This window comes from Kocuria sp. NBRC 114282, assembly GCF_030268385.1.
Taxonomy (GTDB): Bacteria; Actinomycetota; Actinomycetes; order Actinomycetales; family Micrococcaceae; genus Kocuria; species Kocuria palustris.
This window is the reverse complement of the sequence record NZ_BSQO01000009.1, coordinates 18,880-37,815: the sequence shown is the minus strand read 5'-3', so window position 1 is coordinate 37,815 and position 18,936 is coordinate 18,880. Positions and strand designations below refer to the sequence as shown.

Below are 18,936 nucleotides of genomic sequence, written 5' to 3'. Positions count from 1 at the left end.
CTCGGGGCCTGCGTCGATCTCCGGTCATCCACAGGACGGCGCGGCGCGGATGCGGGCTGCGAAACCCGTTCTCCACAGCTGTGGGAAGCCCTGTGGACAGGCTGTGCACGACACGATTCCACCGGTTGTGGACAGCGCTGTGGAGAGAAGCGCGATCGCGGTGGACAGTCGAGGCAGATCCGGGGATCGGCCTGTGCACGGGCCCGGAATGACAAGAATGTGATTACACAGGCACGGGGCGGTCCGTGGATGGCGGTGCACAGCCGACCCACAGCCATGATCCGCGCCAGATCAGCCGATCAGGCTCTTTTCCACAAGATCCACAGCGGTTATGAACACTACTGTCCATTAATACCTCCCGCCGGACAACGAATGCCCTGACGCCCGATCCGGACCCGGCGAGCTCGTGTAATTACACGTTCAGCCGCACCGAGAGGTGTTGGCTGCCTGCCTCGAGCAGGTCACGGGGCTCCACACCTCCAGGATTCTTGGAATTACAGAAAGCCGGATCCACCGAAGCGCCTCTGCGACTCCCCGGTCTGCTCGAGCAGATGGCACAGGGCACAGCGCGCCGATAGCATGCTGTCGTCGTCTGTCCGGACCTCCGCACCGGACGCCGCGCGGACGACATCTGCGAACGAAAGGCGCCCCCACCGTGAAGTTCTCCGTCGAACGCGACGTTCTGGCCGAGGCCGTGACCTGGACCGCCCGGTCACTGTCCCCTCGCCCGCCCGTCCCGGTGCTCTCCGGTCTGCTGCTCAAGGCGGAGAACGGACAGGTCTCCCTAGCCGGATTCGACTACGAGATCTCCTCGCGGGTCTCGATCGACGCCCAGATCGAGGAGGAGGGCACGGCTCTGGTCTCCGGCCGCCTGCTGGCAGACATCTGCCGCTCGCTGCCCTCGGCTCCCGTGGACGTCATCACGGATGACGGCAAGCTGACGCTGATCTGCCGCTCGTCTCGGTTCAACCTGGCGGCCATGCCCGTGCAGGACTACCCCGAGCTGCCCGGCCTGCCCGAGGTCTCCGGCGTCATCGACGGCGCTGAGTTCGCCCAGGCCGTCGCGCAGGTCAACATCGCCGCCTCCAAGGACGACACCCTGCCGATCCTCACCGGCGTCCGGGTCGAGATCGACGGCGAGCGGATGACCCTGCTGGCCACCGACCGCTACCGCCTGGCCATGCGCGAGCTCACCTGGCGCCCCAACAGCAGCTCGCTGCAGACGGCTGCGTTGATCAAGGCCAAGACGCTCAACGACGTCGCCAAGACCCTCGGCCCGGCCGGCGAGCTGAACCTCGCCCTGTCGGACAGCACGGAGCTGGTGGGCTTCGAGTCCGGCGGCCGCCGCACCACCTCGCTGCTGATCGACGGCGAGTACCCCAAGATCCGCTCGCTGTTCCCCGAGTCCACGCCCATCACCGCCTCGGTGCGCACCTCCGAGCTGGTGGAGGCCGTGCGCCGCGTGTCCCTGGTGGCCGAGCGCAACACCCCGGTCCGTCTGGCCTTCACGGACGGCCAGGTGGCCCTGGATGCCGGCACCGGCGAGGACGCCCAGGCCTCCGAGGTCATCGAGGCCAACCTCCAGGGCGAGGACATCACCGTCGCCTTCAATCCCACGTACCTCTCGGAGGGCCTGCACGCCTTCCACTCCGAGTACGTGCGCTTCTCCTTCACCGCTCCGCCCAAGCCGGCAGTGCTCTCGGCGCAGAAGGAGCAGGACGGGGACGACGACGTCGCCTACCGGTACCTGCTGATGCCGGTCCGCCTCCCCAGCTCCTGAGCCCCGGACCTGCGTGCACGTCGACTCCCTCTCCCTCGCGGACTTCCGCAGCTATGAGCAGCTCCAGCTCGAGCTGACCCCCGGGATCACGGTCCTGCTGGGGCCCAACGGGGTGGGCAAGACCAACGTGGTCGAGGCGATCGACTACGCCGCCACGCTGGCCTCGCATCGGGTCAGCGGCAATGCCCCGCTGCACCGAGCAGGCACCGAGCGCGCCATGATCCGCACGGGGATCCGCAGGGCCGGGCACCGCACGAACCTCGAGTTCACTCTGAGCGAGGGCCGTGCTCCCACGGTGCGGATCAACCGAGGCGGCTCGGTCCGCGCCCGAGAGGCCCTGGGCATCCTGCGCACCGTGCTGTTCTCCCCGGAGGACCTCGCGCTGATCAAGGGCGAGCCCTCCGGGCGCCGGGCGTTCCTGGACGTGCTGGGCTCCTCCATGCGTCCGGCCCTGGCCGGGGTCATCTCCGACTACGAGAAGACCGTGCGCCAGCGCAACGCCCTGCTGAAATCGGCGCGGAAGGCCGGGCGCTTCACCCAGGCGCACGAGGCCACTCTCAGCGCGTGGAACGACCAGCTGGCGACCTATGGGGCCGCGGTCCTGCAGTCTCGTCTGCAGCTCGTCCTCGCTCTCGAGCCCGAGGTCCGCCGCGCCTACAGCAGCCTCTCCGACGGTCCCCGGATGCCCCGACTGCGGTACCGCTCCTCGATCCTCCCGGAGAGCGCAGACGGTCGGGTCGATCAGCTTGCCCATTTCAGCACCGCGGATCTGCGCGAGCTGATGCTCCAGGCCTGCGCGGAGGCCCAGGACCAGGAGATCGAGCGGGCGGTGTCCCTGGTGGGACCGCATCGCGACGAGCTCGAGATCCAGCTCGGCGATCTGCCGGCCCGCGGCTACGCCTCCCACGGCGAGATGTGGTCCTGCGCCCTGTCCCTGCGGCTGGGCTCCTGGTACGTGCACCTGGACGACGACCGCTCCGAGGGCTCCTCCCCCGTGCTGATCCTCGACGACGTCTTCGCCGAGCTCGACGCCCAGCGCCGCAGCCGCCTGGCCGACATGGTCTCGGAGGCCGAGCAGGTGCTGGTGACCGCCGCCGTGGAGGAGGACGTCCCGCAGGAGCTGCTGGATGCCGATTCGGGGCTCACCCTGGTGCGCGTGAGCCCGGGCAAGGCCGTCGTCGATCCCGGATCCCGCACGTGATCCCCGCCCAGCAGCCGCGCGCCGAGCGCGACCGCGACATCGTCGATCCGGCCGCGGCCGCCCTGATGCGCGTGCGCCGGGGCGCCGAGGCCCGCGGCGAGGGACGGCTTCACGGCGCTGCGGCCAAGGCCAACCTGCGCAGCTTCGGCGCTGCCATGGAGGCGCTCACCGCCAGTCCCGTGCGCCGCCGGGACGCCGAGCGCGATCCGCGGCAGCTGGGCGGCTATTCGGGCGCCGGAGACTCGCCGCGGGATCCGCAGGGCATCGGCGGGGTCATGGATCGCCTGGTCTCCGGACGCGGCTGGCGGACCCCGGTCGCCGTCGGGTCGGTCATGACCCTGTGGCCGGAGCTGGTGGGGGCGTACGTGGCCGAGCACTGCGTGCCGGAGTCCTTCGAGGACACCGTGCTGCGCGTGCGATGCTCCTCCACCGCCCAGGCCGCCAACATGCGGATGCTGCAGTCCCAAGTGCTGTCGACCATCGAGAAGCGCCTGGGCCCGGGCATCGTCACGCGCCTGGACATCGTGGGTCCGGCGGCCCCCAGCTGGCGCAAGGGCCGGCGCTCGATCCGCGGCCGCGGGCCCCGCGACACCTACGGCTGATCCGGACCGCCGTCGATCGGCATCTGCCTCGAGACCGTGGACGGCCTGCAGAGTGCTCGGCACCTCCGGAGACGACTTCCGGGTCAGCGAGCACCCCCGGAGGCACTCCTAGGGGCGTTCTCGTGCCGCTGACAGCGGGTTCAGGCCGTCCCGCACCCGGCATCTGCGCAGATCCGGTATGATGGGCCCGGATTATCGACGCAGCGCATCGAGCGCGCAGACCCCGCGGCCCCCCGAATGCTCCGGTGCGTCCCGCTCGCTCGCTGTCGTCGGGAGTGCTGCCTGCGCCCCGGACCCCGTGCTCCAGGACCCTTGCGGCCTCCATCATGACCATCAGGAGGAACCAGCAGCCCGTGTCAGAGGACAAGAGCACCGAAGGCGGCTACGGCGCCAGCGACATCACCGTCCTGGAGGGCCTCGAAGCGGTCCGCAAGCGCCCAGGCATGTACATCGGATCCACCGGACCGCGGGGCCTGCACCACCTGGTCTACGAGGTCATCGACAACTCCGTGGATGAGGCCCTGGCCGGCCATGCGGATCACATCGAGGTCGTGCTGCGGGCCGACGGCGGCGTGAGCGTCACCGACAACGGCCGCGGCATCCCGGTGGACATGCACCCCACGCAGGGCCGTCCCACGGTCGAGGTCGTCATGACGATCCTGCACGCCGGCGGCAAGTTCGGCGGGGGCGGCTACGCGGTCTCCGGCGGTCTGCACGGCGTGGGCATCTCCGTCGTCAACGCGCTGTCATCGCGCGTGGAGACCGAGATCCGCCGCCAGGGCTACGTCTGGCGCATGGAGTTCGCCGACGGCGGCCGCCCCCAGGGCGAGCTCGAGCGCGGCGAGCAGACCGAGGAGACCGGCACGACGCAGACGTTCTGGGCTGATCCGGAGATCTTCGAGTCCGTCGAGTACGACTTCGAGACCCTGCGCGCCCGGTTCCAGCAGATGGCGTTCCTCAATAAGGGGCTGCGCATCACCCTGACCGACCAGCGGCGCCTGGACGAGTCCGGCGACGAGGTCGCCGGCGAGTCCGCGCGCACCGAGATCATCACCGAGGTCGAGGGCCAGGACGCCTCCGAGGTCCCCACCGCGCAGTCCCCGGAGGCCGGGAGCGGCGCCGAGCAGGCGGAGACGGCCAAGGCTCCGGCGCTGAACACCGTGGGCGTGACCGCCGACGGCCACCGCCGGGTCGTCTACTGCTACGAGCACGGTCTGCTGGACTACGTCCGCTTCATCAACAGCGGCAAGAAGGCCGAGCTGGTCCACGACGAGATCATCGACTTCGAGACCGAGGACGTCGAGCGCTCCATCTCCGTGGAGATCTCCATGCAGTGGACCACCGCCTACAGCGAGTCGGTGCACACCTACGCGAACACGATCAACACGCACGAGGGCGGCACCCACGAGGAGGGCTTCCGCACCGCGCTGACCACGGTGATCAACCGCAAGGCCCGCGAGTTCAAGCTCTTGCGGGACAAGGACGACAACCTCACCGGCGAGGACGTCCGCGAGGGCCTCACCGCGGTCATCTCGATCAAGCTCGGCGACCCCCAGTTCGAGGGCCAGACCAAGACCAAGCTGGGCAACTCCGAGGCCAAGCCGTTCGTGCAGCGCGTGGTCGCCGACGAGTTCGGGGACTGGATCGAGCGCAACCCGAACTACGCCAAGGACATCATCCGCAAGGCCATCGGCGCCTCGCAGGCTCGTCTGGCGGCGCGCAAGGCCCGCGAGACCACCCGGCGCAAGGGGCTGCTGGAGTCCGGCGGCATGCCGGGCAAGCTCAAGGACTGCTCGTCCAAGGACCCGTCGAAGTCCGAGATCTACATCGTGGAGGGCGACTCGGCAGGCGGCTCGGCCGTGCAGGGCCGCGATCCGGCGCACCAGGCGATCCTGCCGCTGCGCGGCAAGATCCTGAACGTCGAGCGGGCCCGCCTGGATCGTGCGCTGTCCAACGCCGAGGTCCAGTCCATGATCACGGCCTTCGGCTCGGGCATCGGCGACGACTTCGACATCGAGAAGGCGCGCTATCACAAGATCGTGCTCATGGCCGATGCCGACGTGGACGGCCAGCACATCACCACGCTGCTGCTGACGCTGCTGTTCCGGTTCATGCGCCCGCTGATCGACCACGGCTTCGTGTACCTGGCGCAGCCGCCGCTGTACCGCATCAAGTGGTCGAACGCGCCGCACGACTACGTCTACTCGGATGCCGAGCGCGATCGCGCCCTGGCGGAGGGTCAGGCCTCGGGCAAGCGGATCCCCAAGGACAACGGCATCCAGCGCTACAAGGGCCTAGGCGAGATGTCCTACACCGAGCTGTGGGACACCACCATGGATCCTGAGCACCGCACGCTGCTGCAGGTGACCATGGAGGACGCCGCCGCCGCCGAGCAGGTCTTCACCATGCTCATGGGCGAGGACGTCGAGTCCCGCAAGGAGTTCATCCAGCAGAACGCCAACGACGTCCGCTTCCTCGACATCTAGTCGCAACGGAGCATATGCCGACTGCGGCATATGTGCCCGTCGCCGCCTCCATGGCGGCGACCGGCGGATCAGTCTCGAGCACCACGGCCCAGCGGCCGAGCAGACGCACAGACGCCCGCGGGCGTCGGGAGAAGGACGGGAAGCGCACGAATGAGCGACGACAGCCAGGTCACCCCAGAGGAGCCGGAGAACCAGCCGGGCACCGAGGTCGAGGCCGCCACGATCACCGGCGATCGCGTGGAGCAGGTCGACCTCCAGACGGAGATGCAGCGCTCCTACCTGGACTACGCCATGGCGGTGATCGTCGGACGAGCCCTGCCGGACGTCCGCGACGGCCTCAAGCCGGTGCACCGCCGCGTCATCTACACGATGTACGACGGCGGCTACCGCCCGGACCGGTCCTTCAACAAGTCGGCCCGCGTGGTCGGCGACGTCATGGGCCACTACCACCCGCACGGCGACTCGGCGATCTACGACGCCCTCGTCCGCCTGATCCAGGACTGGGTCCAGCGCTACCCGCTGGCCCTGGGCCAGGGGAACTTCGGCTCCGCCGGCAACGACGGCGCCGCCGCCCCTCGATACACCGAGACCAAGATGGCTCCGCTGGCAATGGAGATGGTCCGGGACATCCACGAGGAGACCGTCGACTTCCAGGACAACTACGACGGCAAGTCGCGCGAGCCCACCGTGCTGCCGGCGCGGTTCCCGAACCTGCTGGCCAACGGCTCCGCCGGCATCGCCGTGGGCATGGCCACCAACATCCCGCCGCACAACCTGCGCGAGCTCGCCGACGGCGTGCAGTGGTACCTGAAGAACCCGGAGGCCAGCCGCGAGGAGCTGCTCGAGGCGCTGCTCAAGCGCGTCAAGGGCCCGGACTTCCCGGGCGGGGCGCAGATCCTCGGCCACAAGGGCATCGAGGACACGTACCGGACCGGTCGCGGCTCCATCAAGATGCGCGCGGTCGTCTCCGTCGAGGAGATCCACGGCCGCACCTGCCTGGTGGTCACCGAGCTGCCGTACATGGTCAACCCGGACAACCTGGCCATCAAGATCGCGGACCTGGTCAAGGAGGGCAAGATCGGCGGCATCGCCGACATGCGCGACGAGACCTCCGGGCGCACCGGTCAGCGCCTGGTGATCGTGCTCAAGCGCGACGCCGTGGCCAAGGTGGTGCTGAACAACCTCTACAAGCACACCCCGCTGCAGGAGAACTTCTCCGCGAACATGCTGGCCCTGGTGGACGGTGTGCCGCGCACGCTGTCCCTGGACGCCTTCATCTACCACTGGGTGCGCCACCAGATCGAGGTCATCGTCCGGCGAACCACGTTCCGTCTGCGTCAGGCACAGGAGGAGGCGCACATCCTGGTGGGCCTGCTGAAGGCCCTGGATGCCCTGGACGAGGTCATCGCCCTGATCCGCCGCTCGCCCACCCCGGACGAGGCCCGCACCGGGCTGATGGAGCTGCTCGGGATCGACGAGGAGCAGGCCCAGGCCATCCTCAACATGCAGCTGCGGCGCCTGGCGGCGCTGGAGCGGCAGAAGATCCAGGACCGCTTCGCCGAGCTCGAGCAGATGATCTCTCGCTTCGAGGCGATCATCGCCTCCGAGGACCTGCAGCGCCAGATCGTCTCCGAGGAGCTCGAGGAGACCGTCGAGAAGTACGGCGACGACCGCCGCACCGAGATCCTGTGGGGCTACGACGGCGACATGTCCATGGAGGACCTGATCCCCCAGGAGGACGTAGTCGTCACGATCACCCGCGGCGGCTACGTCAAGCGCACGCGCATCGATCAGTACCGGGCCCAGCGCCGCGGCGGCAAGGGCATCCGCGGAGCGAATCTGCGCGGCGACGACGTCGTCGAGCATTTCTTCACCACCACCACGCACCACTGGATCCTGTTCTTCACGACCCACGGCCGCGTATATCGCACCAAGGCCTACGAGCTGCTCGAGGCCGGTCGCGACGCCAAGGGCCAGCACGTCGCCAATGTCATGGCCTTCCAGCCCGGCGAGCAGATCGCCCAGGTCATGGAGCTGTCGACCTACCAGGACGCCCCGTACCTGGTGCTGGCCACGCGCAGCGGCCTGGTGAAGAAGTCCCGGCTCGAGGACTACGACACCAACCGCACCGCCGGCGTGATCGCGATCAACCTGCGCGAGGGCGACGAGCTGGTCTCGGCCAAGCTCGTGGACTCCGACGACGACATCTTCCTGGTCTCGCGCAACGGCCAGTCCCTGCACTTCCAGGCCGATGACGAGGCGCTGCGACCCATGGGCCGCGCGACCTCCGGCGTGACCGGCATGAAGTTCCGCGATGACGACGAGCTGCTGGCCGCCGACGTCGTGGCGAAGGGCACCGAGAGCTACGTTTTCGTGGTGACCGAGGGCGGCTACGCCAAGCGCACGGCCATCGAGCAGTACCGGCGCCAGGGCCGAGGCGGGCTCGGCATCAAGGTCGCCAAGGTCGGGGATGAGCGCGGCAAGCTCGCCGGCGCCTTGATCGTGGGAGAATCCGACGAGGTCATGGTCGTCATGGCCTCCGGCAAGGTCGTGCGCTCTGCGGTCTCGGAGGTCCCCGCCAAGGGCCGCGACACCATGGGCGTCATCTTCGCCAAGCCTGCCCCCAAGGACTCGATCGTGGGTGTGGCCTGGAATGCCGAGCGCCACATCGAGGACGCGGTCGAGGAAGCCGTCGAGAACGGCACGGCTACGATTGCGGATCCGACAGCCGATGCTGCGGATGAGGATGTCGTAACGTTGGACGAAGTCAACAACGGAGGTAACGAATGAGCCCCGAGGCACGCTCTGGTGCGGCTGGACGTTCGAAGTCCGGCGGCGCTGGTCGGGGATCCTCCCCCAGCCAGGCCAAGAAGGCGGACAGCGCCAAGGCGTCGTCGTCCAGCAGCCGCACGCCCCAGCGGTCTTCGACCAAGGGACTGGTGCGGCCCGCGCCGCGCGCCAAGGTGCGCCGCGCGCGCCTGGTCGTGTCGCGCGTGGACACCTGGTCGGTGCTCAAGCTCGCGTTCCTGCTCTCGGTTTCGCTGGGCATCGTGGTGGTCGTCGCGGCCGTGCTGATCTGGATCCTGATGGACATCACGGGTCTGTTCAACGGCATCAACGAGCTCGCCGCCATGCTGGCGGGCCCGGGCGGCAGCACAGAGGTCCAGGAGATCGTCTCCCTGGGGCAGGTAGCGATCTTCGCGACCATCCTCTCGGTCATCAACGTCATCCTGCTGACGCTGCTGTCGGTCATCGCCGCCATGCTCTACAACCTGGCCGCCGGCCTGATCGGCGGCATCGGAGTCACGCTGACCGACGACTGACCTGCGCGGCGCCGATGACGGGGATCCTCGATTGGTCCCGGTCGCGGCGATCGTGTAGAGTCCCTATTCGTTCCGCGACGGACAGACCGCTTGGTCGGTTCGAGTGGACGTGATCGGTCCGCCGGTCACGGGCGTATAGCTCAGACGGTTAGAGCGCTTCGCTGATAACGAAGAGGTCCCAGGTTCAATTCCTGGTACGCCCACGGTTCAACGGCATCCCAGTGCATCGGAGACCGGCATGAAGAACGCTTTCACGGCGATCGTGCTGGTGGTCGGTGCCGCCGGAGCAGGAGTCGCCGCCTGGCGGCTGCGCTCCGCAGATGCCGATCGCGCCGCTTGGCGCGATGCCGCAGATCCCGTCGACTGAGTTCAGCTCGACAGGATGCTCCGGGGGCATGGCGCAATTGGTAGCGCATCTGCTTTGCAAGCAGAGGGTTAGGGGTTCGAGTCCCCTTGCCTCCACCGGATCCCATATCGACGACGGCCCCGCCTGATGGCGGGGCCGTCGTCGTGCGCCCGCCACTGATCTCAGGAGCTGCCCCGTCATGGCCGTGATCGTCTTCCTCCATGCCCACCCGGACGACGAGTCCTCGCAGACCGCCGGCACCATGGCCCGTGCCGCGGCGGAGGGGCACCGCGTGGTCGAGATCTTCGCGACCAACGGGGACTTCGGCACACCGCTGGAGGCGGCCGACGACGCCCAGGAGGTGCTCTCCGTCGCGGATCACCGGCGCACGGAGGCAGCCGCAGCAGCACGGGTGCTGGGCATCTCCCGAGTGGAGTGGCTCGGCTACCACGACTCCGGGATGACCGGCTGGGAGCAGAACGACGGCGAGGCCTGCTTCCACCGCGCCGACATCGACGAGGCCGCACGGGCCGTCGCCGCGATCCTGGACGACGAGGGCGCCGATGTGCTGGTGGGCTACGACTGGCACGGCGGCTACGGGCATCCCGATCACGTGAAGGTCCATCACGTGGCCCACCGCGCGGCCGAGCTTGCGCTCGAGCGGCCGCGGCTGCTGGAGCAGTCCATGAACCGGGACCGGCTCCGGCAGCTGCGCGATCAGGCCCTGGCGGCAGGGGCCTCCCCGGACGAGGTCATGGACCCGGACGGCCCCGCCGATGACGGCAATGGCTTCGGGATCCCGGCCTCCGAGCTGCACTGGCAGCTCGAGCTGGACGACGAGCTGCTGGAGCTGAAGCGGCGCACGATGCAGTGCCACGCCTCCCAGGCGGACGTGCAGGGGATGCTGGCGATGCCTCTGGAGCACTTCCGGGCGTTCTTCGGGGTCGAGTCGTACCGGGAGCCGGGGCTCGAGCAGGAGCTGTCCTCGCGGTGGCTGTTCGCCTGACGAAGGCGTCGCTGAGACCTGCACGAGCTGCGCTGCCAGCTGATGTTCAGGATCTGGGCATCACCTGAGATACTGCATGACACAGATCACGTCGTGAGAAGGGTGAGTCATGTCCGCACCGAAGGAATACCTGGGGCCCATGCCCCACATCGATCCGGATGAGCAGCTCACCGCGATCCGTCGCTGGAAGATCATCGGCCCGGGCCTGGTCGTGGCCGGAACGGGTGTGGGCGCAGCCGACCTGGTCGCGACCCTGACGGCCGGCTCGCGCTACGGATACGCCCTGCTGTGGGCCGTCATCGTGGGCACCATCGTGAAGATCGTGCTCGTGGAGGGCGCCGGGCGCTACTCGCTGGCCACCGGCCGCACGATCTTCGAGGGCTGGCGCTCGCTGGGCAAGTGGACGGCGGTCTACTTCGCGCCGTACATCATGATCTGGGGCTTCGTGTACGGGGCCACGGCCATGTCCTCGGCAGCCCTGCCGATCGTGGCGCTGTTCCCGAACACCATGCCGCTGCCGGCCTGGGCCATCCTGATGGGCCTGGCCGGCTTCTTCATGGTCTGGTTCGGCAAGTACGCGCTGGTGGAGAAGCTCACGGCCGTGATGGTCGGCATCATGTTCGTGGTGGTCGTGGGTCTGGCGATCATCGCCGCACCCAACATCCCGAGCATGATCGCCGGCCTGGTGCCCATGATCCCCGAGGGCGGACTGGTCTACACGCTGGCGCTGTCCGGCGGCATCGGCGGCACCATCACCCTGGCGGCCTACGGCTACTGGCTGCGCGAGAAGGGATGGGCCAGCCCCAAGTGGATGCGCGTCATGCAGCTCGACAACACGGTCGCCTACGTGGTCACCGGCATCTTCGTGCTCTCCATGCTGATCGTGGGTGCCGAGGTGCTCTATGCGGCGGGCGTGTCCATCTCCGCGACCGACGCCGGGCTGCTCGATCTGGCCGACGTCCTCAACGATCGCTACGGCCAGGCCATCGGCACAGCGTTCCTGATCGGCTTCTTCGCCGCGTCGTTCTCCTCGGTCGTGGGCGTGTGGTCGGGCGTCTCGCTGATGTTCGCGGACTTCTGGGGCCACCACCGCGATCTGCCCTCGGGTCACCCCGCCACCCGTCCGGGCGGCAAGTACGTGAAGTTCTACCTGCTGTGGATCACGTTCCCGCCCATGCTCCTGCTGCTGCTGGGCCGTCCGATCTTCCTGATCCTGCTCTACGGCGTGCTGGGCGCGCTGTTCATGCCGTTCCTGGCGATCACGCTGCTGGGGCTGCTGAACACCAAGCGCACCCCCGACCGCTGGCGCAACGGCTGGGTCACCAACGGCGTGCTGATCATCTGCGCCGCGCTGTTCACGATCCTGGGCATCTACCAGGTCTGGGACACGCTCCAGGACGTGATCGGCTCCTTCGGCTGATCCCCGCCCCGGGGTCCGGCACTCTTGCCCCGGCCCCGGCATCCAGGACGACGACGGCCCCCTCACCTTTTCGGTGAGGGGGCCGTGCGGTGTGCGGCCTCAGCCGCTGAAGACGATCAGGCTCAGGCCTGGCCGTCCTTCTTCTCGTTCTGGGTGCCGTTGATCTGGTCCTTGATCTCGTTGACCGTCTGCTTGGCATCCTCGGTCACGGACTTGGCCGTGCCCTTGACGCTCGAGTCGGCCTTGGCGTCATCGACCTTCACACCGTGGCCGGCGGCCACGGTGGTGGACTTGTCGACCGGGGAGGCCGTCACGCGCGGGGAGGTCGAGGCCGGGGTCTTCCAGGGATCCTGGACCGGACGCGAGGCCTTGAAGGCGGCGGCGCCGGCGACCAGGCCGGTCACGACCAGGCCGAGGACGAGCAGGCCGCGGCCGCCGCCCTTCTGCGCCTTCTTCTGCTGCTTGGCGTAGTCCTTGGACATGCGCGCGGCGGCCTTCTTGGCGTTCTTGACGGCCTTCTTGTTGCCGGTCAGGCGCGCGACGGCGGCCTCGAACTGCTCGGGGGTGTCGGCGTCGGCGAAGCGCTGGGCCAGCTGAGCGGCCGTGGCGTTGTAGCGCTCGGACACGGCCAGCTTGCCGTCGTTGGCGGCCTTCAGAGCCTTGGCGGCCTGCGGGGAGGCCTTCACGGCGGCACCGACCGGAGCGACCTTGGCGGCGACCTTGGCGACCTGCGGGGCCGACTTGGCGGCCTGCACGGCGGCGCGGCTGCGCAGCCCGGAGGTGGCGCCCTTGGCGCTGGCGGCGCCCTGCTGGACGTACGGGGTGGCGGTGTGGATGCCGCCGGCCAGCGAGATCGCGCCGGAGCGCACGCCGTCCTGCAGCCGCGGCGCCAGGGCGCCGATCTCCTTGGCGAGCCAGTCGCCGGCGTCGACGACGCGGTTCTCCACAGCGGCCTGACGCGCGGCGGCTGCCTTGGCGGCCTTCTTCTCTGCCCTCTTGCTCATGGAAGCTCCCTCCTCAGGGGTCTAGGATTCTCGGTCCAGCATACGGGCTGTGCCTGGGATGACCCATGGTGGAGGCCGTCGGGTCACCCATCACTCAGGGAGTTTTCAGCAGACGGCTGTGCTTTTTCACTCGCGGCGGAACGGGAACCGTCGTCGTCTCTTCTCCGCGACAAGCGAGCCGGTCATGGGATACTGGGGTCATGACTTCTCTTGCCACCGCTAAGGCGACCATCCACACGAACCACGGCGACATCGTCGTGGAGCTCTTCGGCAACCACGCTCCGAAGACCGTCAAGAACTTCATCGGCCTGTCCGACGGCTCCCAGGAGTGGGTGGACCCGAACACCGGCTCCAAGGGCGAGGGCCCCCTCTACAAGGACGTCATCTTCCACCGCATCATCAAGGACTTCATGATCCAGGGTGGCGATCCGCTGGGTCAGGGTGTCGGCGGCCCGGGCTACATGTTCGACGATGAGATCCACCCCGAGCTCAGCTTCGACAAGCCGTACCTGCTGGCCATGGCCAACGCCGGCAAGCGCGGCGGCCAGGGCACCAACGGCTCGCAGTTCTTCATCACCACCTCGACCACCCCGTGGCTCAACGGCAAGCACACGATCTTCGGCGAGGTCGTCGACGACGCCTCCAAGAAGGTCGTCGACGAGCTGAACAGCGTGCGCACCGGCGGCATGGACCGCCCGGTCGAGGACGCCGTCATCACCTCGATCGACATCGAGCAGCTCTGAGCAGCACTCGCAGCACCCGATGATCCCGCGCTCGCGGCGATCGTCGACCCGCAGGGGCCCGGCCGATCGGCCGGGCCCCTGCGCCATATCCGACGGCGCAGGGCCCGCGACGACGGCGCCCCGCCGCCCAGCCAGGACCATCCATCGCACAGGAGCACACCGATGACCCAGGGACCCCACGAGCCGATCGGCGAGCCCGGATCTCCCCGCGATCCCCGCAGCGACAGCGGCCCGCAGCTGCCGCAGTACGGGCGGATGGCGGACCCGTCGCAGCCTGCTGGGCAGCCGAGCGATCCGCTGCAGGGGGCGTCGTGGCAGGCGGGGCATCCTGAGGCGCGTCAGGCTCGGCCTGCCCCCTCGGTTCCCTCTGTTCGCCAGGCTCGCCGGCGCGGGGGCGCCATGACCGTGACCTGGGTGCTGATCGGGATCAACGCGGCGGTCTACGCGGTGCAGTGGCTGCTGAGCCTGATGGGGATCAACCCCCTGGTGCTGCTGGGCCTGGCCCCCGGCTACGTCTCGCAGGCGCCGTGGACGGTGATCACCAGCGGGTTCTCGCACTCGATGTCCAACCCCGCGCACCTGCTGCTGAACATGTACACGCTGTGGATCTTCGGCCGGATGCTCGAGCCGGAGATCGGGCGCGGGCGCTTCCTCACGGTCTATCTGCTCTCGCTGCTGGGCGGAGCGGCGGCGGTGCTGCTGCTCTCGCCCGCCTACACGTTCACCGTGGGGGCCTCCGGCGCGGTCTTCGGGCTGTTCGGCGCCGTGCTCGCCCTGGCGCTGTGGGGCGGGCGGCGCTATCGCGAGAACCTGTCCGGGATCCTCGTGCTGATCGGGTTCAACACGGCCTTCGGCCTGTTCTTCCCCGGCATCTCCTGGCAGGGCCACCTGGGCGGGATCGTGACGGGCATGGTGGTCATGGGCGCGTTGCTGGGACTGCGCGGGCGCGGCCGTCGCCCCCGCGGCTGAGACGCTGTGCACATCGGCTGTCCACAGACTGTGTCCACAGCGGTGGACGAACGCCATTCGTGTAATTCCACAAGTGTGAACAAGCCTGTGGATACCGATCAGGGCGGATCGAGCCCGCACTGTTCGCAGACATGTTCGACTTCTTCACACCTTTCTCCACACCTGTGGATAACTTTGTGAACCGGGTGGGGACGGTGTCGGAGTTATCCGCGGGGCGGGATGCCGATCAGACCGCGCTACCACGACGGGGCGCGGCGACGGGCACGAAGACCGGACCCGGGTCCGATGTGCCGACGAAGCCCCGGAGCGCATCGTGGAGCCATGACAAGAGCTGTTCTCCACGCCCATGACCTCGCACAGCACTACGGATCGACGGCCGCCCTGGACGGGGTGAGCCTCACGATCGCCCCCGGGGGAGTCCGTGGCGATCACCGGGCCCTCGGGTTCGGGAAAGACCACGCTGCTCCACGCCCTGGCCGGGATCTCGGTCCCTGATTCCGGGCAGGTCCGCCTCCGCACCGCGGACAGCTCGGTCGCCGTCCAGGAGCTGTCGGCGGAGGAGCGGGCGCGGCTGCGACGGGAGCACTTCGGCTTCGTGTTCCAGCAGGGGCTGCTGCTCGATGAGCGCCGCGACCCTGTCCCGCTCCGGCTCTGCCGTGCCCCCGCCGGCCGTGCTCCGGTTGGAGCCACGACTACGCCGAGCCCGGGATGCGGATTGCGGATGCTGTACAGGGCCCTCAGCGCTGTGGCGCCGTGCATTCTCGGTCTGCCGCTCGTGCAGCTCGCTGGCGCTGCGGCCAAGCTGTCCGCGCGGCGGCGCGATGCGCGGCTGTCCTGGCTGCGCCTGCTGGGGGCAGGGAGAGCCATGCTGCATGCCCTCGTGCTCCTCGAGGCGCTTCTCCAGGCTGCGATCGGGCTGCTGGCCGGCCTGGGCATCTACGCGGCGCTGATCCCGGCCCTGGGCGGGCTGCATGTGGACGGTGTGCGGATCGGGGCCGCCGCCCTGGTGCTGCCCTGGTGGGCGATCGCTCTGCGCGTCGCCGCGCTGCTGGGCACGGCCGGTCTCGCCGCGGCCGATGATCGCTGGCAGGTGTGGTTCGGCCTGCACCGGCTGGGCATGCCCGTGGCGCAGATCGATCGGGCCCGTCGCCTGGCGGTGATGCGGCCGCTGCGGGTCCTGCTGGTCATCGTCGTGGGAGCGACCGTGATCGTCCTGTCGCCCATGATCGGGGCAGGGGCGCTGATCTCGCCGATGACTCTGGCGGCCGTCGTCGTCGTGCTCGGAGCCGGTGCGGCCATGATCCCGATCGCCCTGCGGGCCACGAGGCCGGCACTGCGCCGTCGTGCCGCGGGAGGGCCTGCGGGGATGTGAGCCGTCCCCGGGACGGCGGCAACCGGTTGCCGGGGCTTGACCAAGATCAAGCCCCGGCCGCGGCGGCGGTGCAACGATCCAAGGTGCGGCCGGAACCGGCCGTCGGCTCAGCGCCTGCCGCGGGGGACTCCGTCGGCGGCGATGGGACGAAGCCGTGCACAGGAAGAGGAGCCCATGCTCTCCGAGTCAGCCCGCCCGCTCATCGAAGCCACCGCGCCCGTGATCGCGGAGCGCCTTCCGGACATCGCGCCGAAGTTCTACCAGTCGATGTTCGAGGCGGAGCCGCAGCTGATCGAGGAGGGCATCTTCAGCCGCGCGAACCAGCGCACCGGTGAGCAGCCCCTCGCCCTGGCCGGCTCCGTGGTCGCCTTCGCCACCCACATCCTCAACCACCCGGAGTCCTACCCCGACGAGCTGCTCTCGCGCGTGGCCCATAAGCACACGTCGCTGGGCATCGTGGAGGGGCAGTACCCGATCGTGGAGAAGCACCTTCTGGGCGCGATCGCCGATGACTTGGGCGATGCCCTGACCCCCGAGATCGCCGCGGCCTGGACCGAGGTCTACTGGCTCATGGCCGATGCCCTCATCAAGCTCGAGAAGGGCCTGTACTCCGAGCAGGCCAACGACAACGTGTTCAACGAGTTCACCCTCGTGGACAAGCGCGAGACCTCGGAGGGCACCTATGTCCTCACCTACGAGCCCGCCGACGACACCCCCATGACCGATGCGGTGGCCGGGCAGTACGTCTCGATCAAGGTGCGGCTGCCCGAGGGCATCGAGCAGTCCCGGCAGTTCACGCTGATCCCGGTCGACAACCCCCGTCAGCGCCGCCTGGCCGTCAAGCAGGACATGGACGGGGAGGTCTCGCCGGTCGTGACCGCCATGGAGGTCGGCTCCACGGTCAAGCTGTCGAACCCGTACGGCGACGTGGTCCTCACCGGCTCCACCGCCCCGCTCGTTCTGGTCTCCTCGGGCATCGGCGTCACGCCCATGGTCGCGTTCCTGGACCGTCTGGTCGCCGAGGGATCGCAGCGCCAGGTCACTGCGTTCCGCGTGGACTCCTCGGACGCGGCGGCGCCGCTGCTCGAGGAGCAGAAGGCCCTCATCGAGAAGCTGCCGGAGGCGCGTTTCGAGCGCTGGACGGTCGAGGAGGGCGAGGCCGACCACATCGGCCGTGCCGACTTCGGTGCCCAGGGCGTTGACGCGGGTGCGGAAGTCTACCTCTGCGGCAGCCTGGACTTCATGAAGGAGACCCGCTCTGCCCTGATCGGCGCCGGCATCCCGGGCAAGCAGATCCGCTACGAGATCTTCGGCCCGGACCTGTGGATGCTCCACGACGACGCCGTGGAGTACCACGCCGACGCCGAGTGACCTCGATCGGCGAGTGAGTCGAGCCGGCGCGCAGTGATCTCACACGAGGCCCGCCGCGCCTGGAACCCAGGTGCGGCGGGTCAGCCGAGGCCCAGGTGGTCCTGGGGCTCCAGGACGCGGGAGACGACGTAGCCGAAGAGGATGCCCCAGAACGCGGCGTGGATGTTGAACAGGTCCAGCCCGGAGACCGTCACCACGAACGTGACCAGGGCGCCGAACGTAAAGCGCGTGGAGAACGCGGTGACGAACGCCCCCTGCAGCGCCTTGATCATGGCGATGCCGCCCAGGGCCAGCACGAAGGCCTCCGGGGTGGCGAGCATGAACCGCGTGAACACCGGGGCGAACAAGGCGAAGACCAGCGAGAGCACGCCGTAGGTGACAGCCGCCGTGTACTGCCGCTGCTTCTGCCCCGATGCCGTCAGGAGCACGTTCGTGGGGCCGGTGACGCAGGCGGAGACCGCGCCGACCGACGCATTGACGATCGAGAAGGCGCCGGAGGCCACGGCGAACGAGTTGATGGACGGGTCGTGCTCGGCCTGGCGCAGCACGGCGATGCCCTGGCCGTTCTGCACCACGAGCACCGTCATCGCCAGCGGCACCAGCAGCTCGAGCTGGGCGGCCAGGGTGAACTCGGGGGCGGTGAAGACGGGCTGGGCCGGCACACGGCCGTCGGCCTCGAAGCGGAACTGGCCCGTGGCGACCACCATGACCAGCCCGATCAGCAGGGTCCCCAGCACCGGGGGCATGCGCTTGCCGAGGGCGGGCACCGCGGTGAGCAGGACGATCACGATGACCATCGGCAGGGCGATCGCCGGGGCAGAGGTGGAGGCGTCCACGACGTCCGTGCCGAAGCGCAGGAAGATCGCCGCGACCATGGCCATCACGATCGGCATGGGGATCGCGGCCATGGCCCTGCGCACCACACCGGTCATGCCCAGTCCCATGACCAGGACACCCGTGGTGAAGAACGCACCCACGACCTCCGGGAAGGACAGGTGCTGCAGCGACGGCCCCAGCAGCACGGTTCCCGGGGATCGACCAGGCGAAGCCGAAGGGGCGGCGGAACAGCAGGGACATGAAGATGGTCGCCAGCCCCGCCGAGACGAAGATGCCGAAGACCCAGGAAGCGATCTGCTCATCCGACAGCCCGCCGGAGGCGCCCACGGCCAGCGTCACGGCGATCGGCCCGGAGGCTGAGAAGATCAGGCCGATCAGGCCGTTGACCGCGTACTCGGGACTGAGGTCGCGCAGCAGCTGCCGAGGCCCGGCGGGGGGAGAGGTCGGGCCGCTCGAGGACCGGAGCACGCTGCCGC

At 69.0% G+C, this 18,936-nt stretch carries 14 protein-coding genes, 2 tRNA genes and 2 pseudogenes; 16 read left to right on the top strand and 2 right to left on the bottom strand.

Features of this window, described 5'->3' with window-relative positions; genetic code table 11:
- Positions 1–655: 655 nt before the first annotated feature.
- The 11 genes from dnaN (at position 656) to QSJ40_RS11700 (ending at position 12,164) form a co-directional block, all read left to right on the top strand.
- Positions 656–1,780 (top strand): DNA polymerase III subunit beta, encoded by a 1,125-nt coding sequence (dnaN, locus tag QSJ40_RS11750; protein ID WP_285731121.1) that lies wholly within the window; start codon positions 656–658, stop codon positions 1,778–1,780.
- Positions 1,781–1,793: 13 nt separating this feature from the next.
- Complete coding sequence (recF, locus tag QSJ40_RS11745; RefSeq protein WP_006214387.1) at positions 1,794–2,981, top strand: DNA replication/repair protein RecF; 1,188 nt, start codon at positions 1,794–1,796, stop codon at positions 2,979–2,981.
- Positions 2,978–3,583 carry a DciA family protein gene (locus tag QSJ40_RS11740; protein ID WP_006214388.1) on the top strand — a complete coding sequence of 202 codons (606 nt, stop codon included), beginning with the start codon at positions 2,978–2,980 and terminating at the stop codon, positions 3,581–3,583. Before recF ends, QSJ40_RS11740 begins: the two co-directional genes overlap by 4 nt.
- 326 nt (positions 3,584–3,909) lie before the next feature.
- Positions 3,910–6,069 carry a DNA topoisomerase (ATP-hydrolyzing) subunit B gene (gyrB, locus tag QSJ40_RS11735; RefSeq protein WP_200860735.1) on the top strand — a complete coding sequence of 720 codons (2,160 nt, stop codon included), beginning with the start codon at positions 3,910–3,912 and terminating at the stop codon, positions 6,067–6,069.
- Positions 6,070–6,219: 150 nt separating this feature from the next.
- A complete protein-coding gene (gene gyrA / locus QSJ40_RS11730; protein ID WP_058871628.1) occupies positions 6,220–8,859 on the top strand; it encodes a DNA gyrase subunit A in 2,640 nt (879 codons plus the stop codon).
- Positions 8,856–9,392: a DUF3566 domain-containing protein gene (locus tag QSJ40_RS11725; RefSeq protein WP_006214391.1), complete on the top strand. Its 537-nt coding sequence runs from the start codon at positions 8,856–8,858 to the stop codon at positions 9,390–9,392. Before gyrA ends, QSJ40_RS11725 begins: the two co-directional genes overlap by 4 nt.
- A gap of 129 nt (positions 9,393–9,521) precedes the next feature.
- A tRNA-Ile gene (locus QSJ40_RS11720) sits at positions 9,522–9,595 on the top strand.
- Between the two features lie 35 nt (positions 9,596–9,630).
- Entirely contained in the window at positions 9,631–9,759 is a 129-nt protein-coding gene (locus QSJ40_RS11715; protein ID WP_006214392.1) for a hypothetical protein, read from the top strand.
- A 22-nt stretch (positions 9,760–9,781) separates the two neighbouring features.
- Positions 9,782–9,854, top strand: a tRNA-Ala gene (locus QSJ40_RS11710).
- A gap of 83 nt (positions 9,855–9,937) precedes the next feature.
- Entirely contained in the window at positions 9,938–10,744 is an 807-nt protein-coding gene (locus QSJ40_RS11705; RefSeq protein ID WP_058871627.1) for a PIG-L family deacetylase, read from the top strand.
- 139 nt (positions 10,745–10,883) lie between these two features.
- Positions 10,884–12,164 (top strand): Nramp family divalent metal transporter, encoded by a 1,281-nt coding sequence (locus QSJ40_RS11700; protein WP_235044735.1) that lies wholly within the window; start codon positions 10,884–10,886, stop codon positions 12,162–12,164.
- Between the two features lie 122 nt (positions 12,165–12,286).
- Here QSJ40_RS11700 and QSJ40_RS11695 read toward each other — a convergent pair whose 3' ends face one another.
- The gene (locus tag QSJ40_RS11695; protein WP_285731118.1) at positions 12,287–13,168 is read right to left on the bottom strand and encodes a hypothetical protein; all 882 of its coding nucleotides are present in this window, start codon (positions 13,166–13,168) and stop codon (positions 12,287–12,289) included.
- 200 nt (positions 13,169–13,368) lie between these two features.
- Between QSJ40_RS11695 and QSJ40_RS11690 the strand changes: the two genes are divergently transcribed.
- From QSJ40_RS11690 to QSJ40_RS11670, 5 genes and pseudogenes are all read left to right on the top strand, one after another.
- Positions 13,369–13,911 carry a peptidylprolyl isomerase gene (locus tag QSJ40_RS11690; RefSeq protein ID WP_053446631.1) on the top strand — a complete coding sequence of 181 codons (543 nt, stop codon included), beginning with the start codon at positions 13,369–13,371 and terminating at the stop codon, positions 13,909–13,911.
- 162 nt (positions 13,912–14,073) lie between these two features.
- Positions 14,074–14,880, top strand: a complete 807-nt coding sequence (locus tag QSJ40_RS11685) for a rhomboid family intramembrane serine protease (RefSeq protein WP_006214398.1) — start codon at positions 14,074–14,076, stop codon at positions 14,878–14,880.
- Between the two features lie 421 nt (positions 14,881–15,301).
- A pseudogene (locus QSJ40_RS12845) lies at positions 15,302–15,436 on the top strand (ATP-binding cassette domain-containing protein); the annotation flags it as partial.
- A 165-nt stretch (positions 15,437–15,601) separates the two neighbouring features.
- Positions 15,602–16,252, top strand: a complete 651-nt coding sequence (locus QSJ40_RS11675) for an ABC transporter permease family protein (RefSeq protein WP_251714770.1) — start codon at positions 15,602–15,604, stop codon at positions 16,250–16,252.
- A 174-nt stretch (positions 16,253–16,426) separates the two neighbouring features.
- Positions 16,427–17,623, top strand: coding sequence for a globin domain-containing protein (locus QSJ40_RS11670; protein ID WP_285731114.1), 1,197 nt, complete (start codon positions 16,427–16,429; stop codon positions 17,621–17,623).
- 80 nt (positions 17,624–17,703) lie between these two features.
- Here the strand turns inward: QSJ40_RS11670 and QSJ40_RS11665 are convergent.
- A pseudogene (locus QSJ40_RS11665) lies at positions 17,704–18,928 on the bottom strand (benzoate/H(+) symporter BenE family transporter).
- Positions 18,929–18,936: the final 8 nt, after the last annotated feature.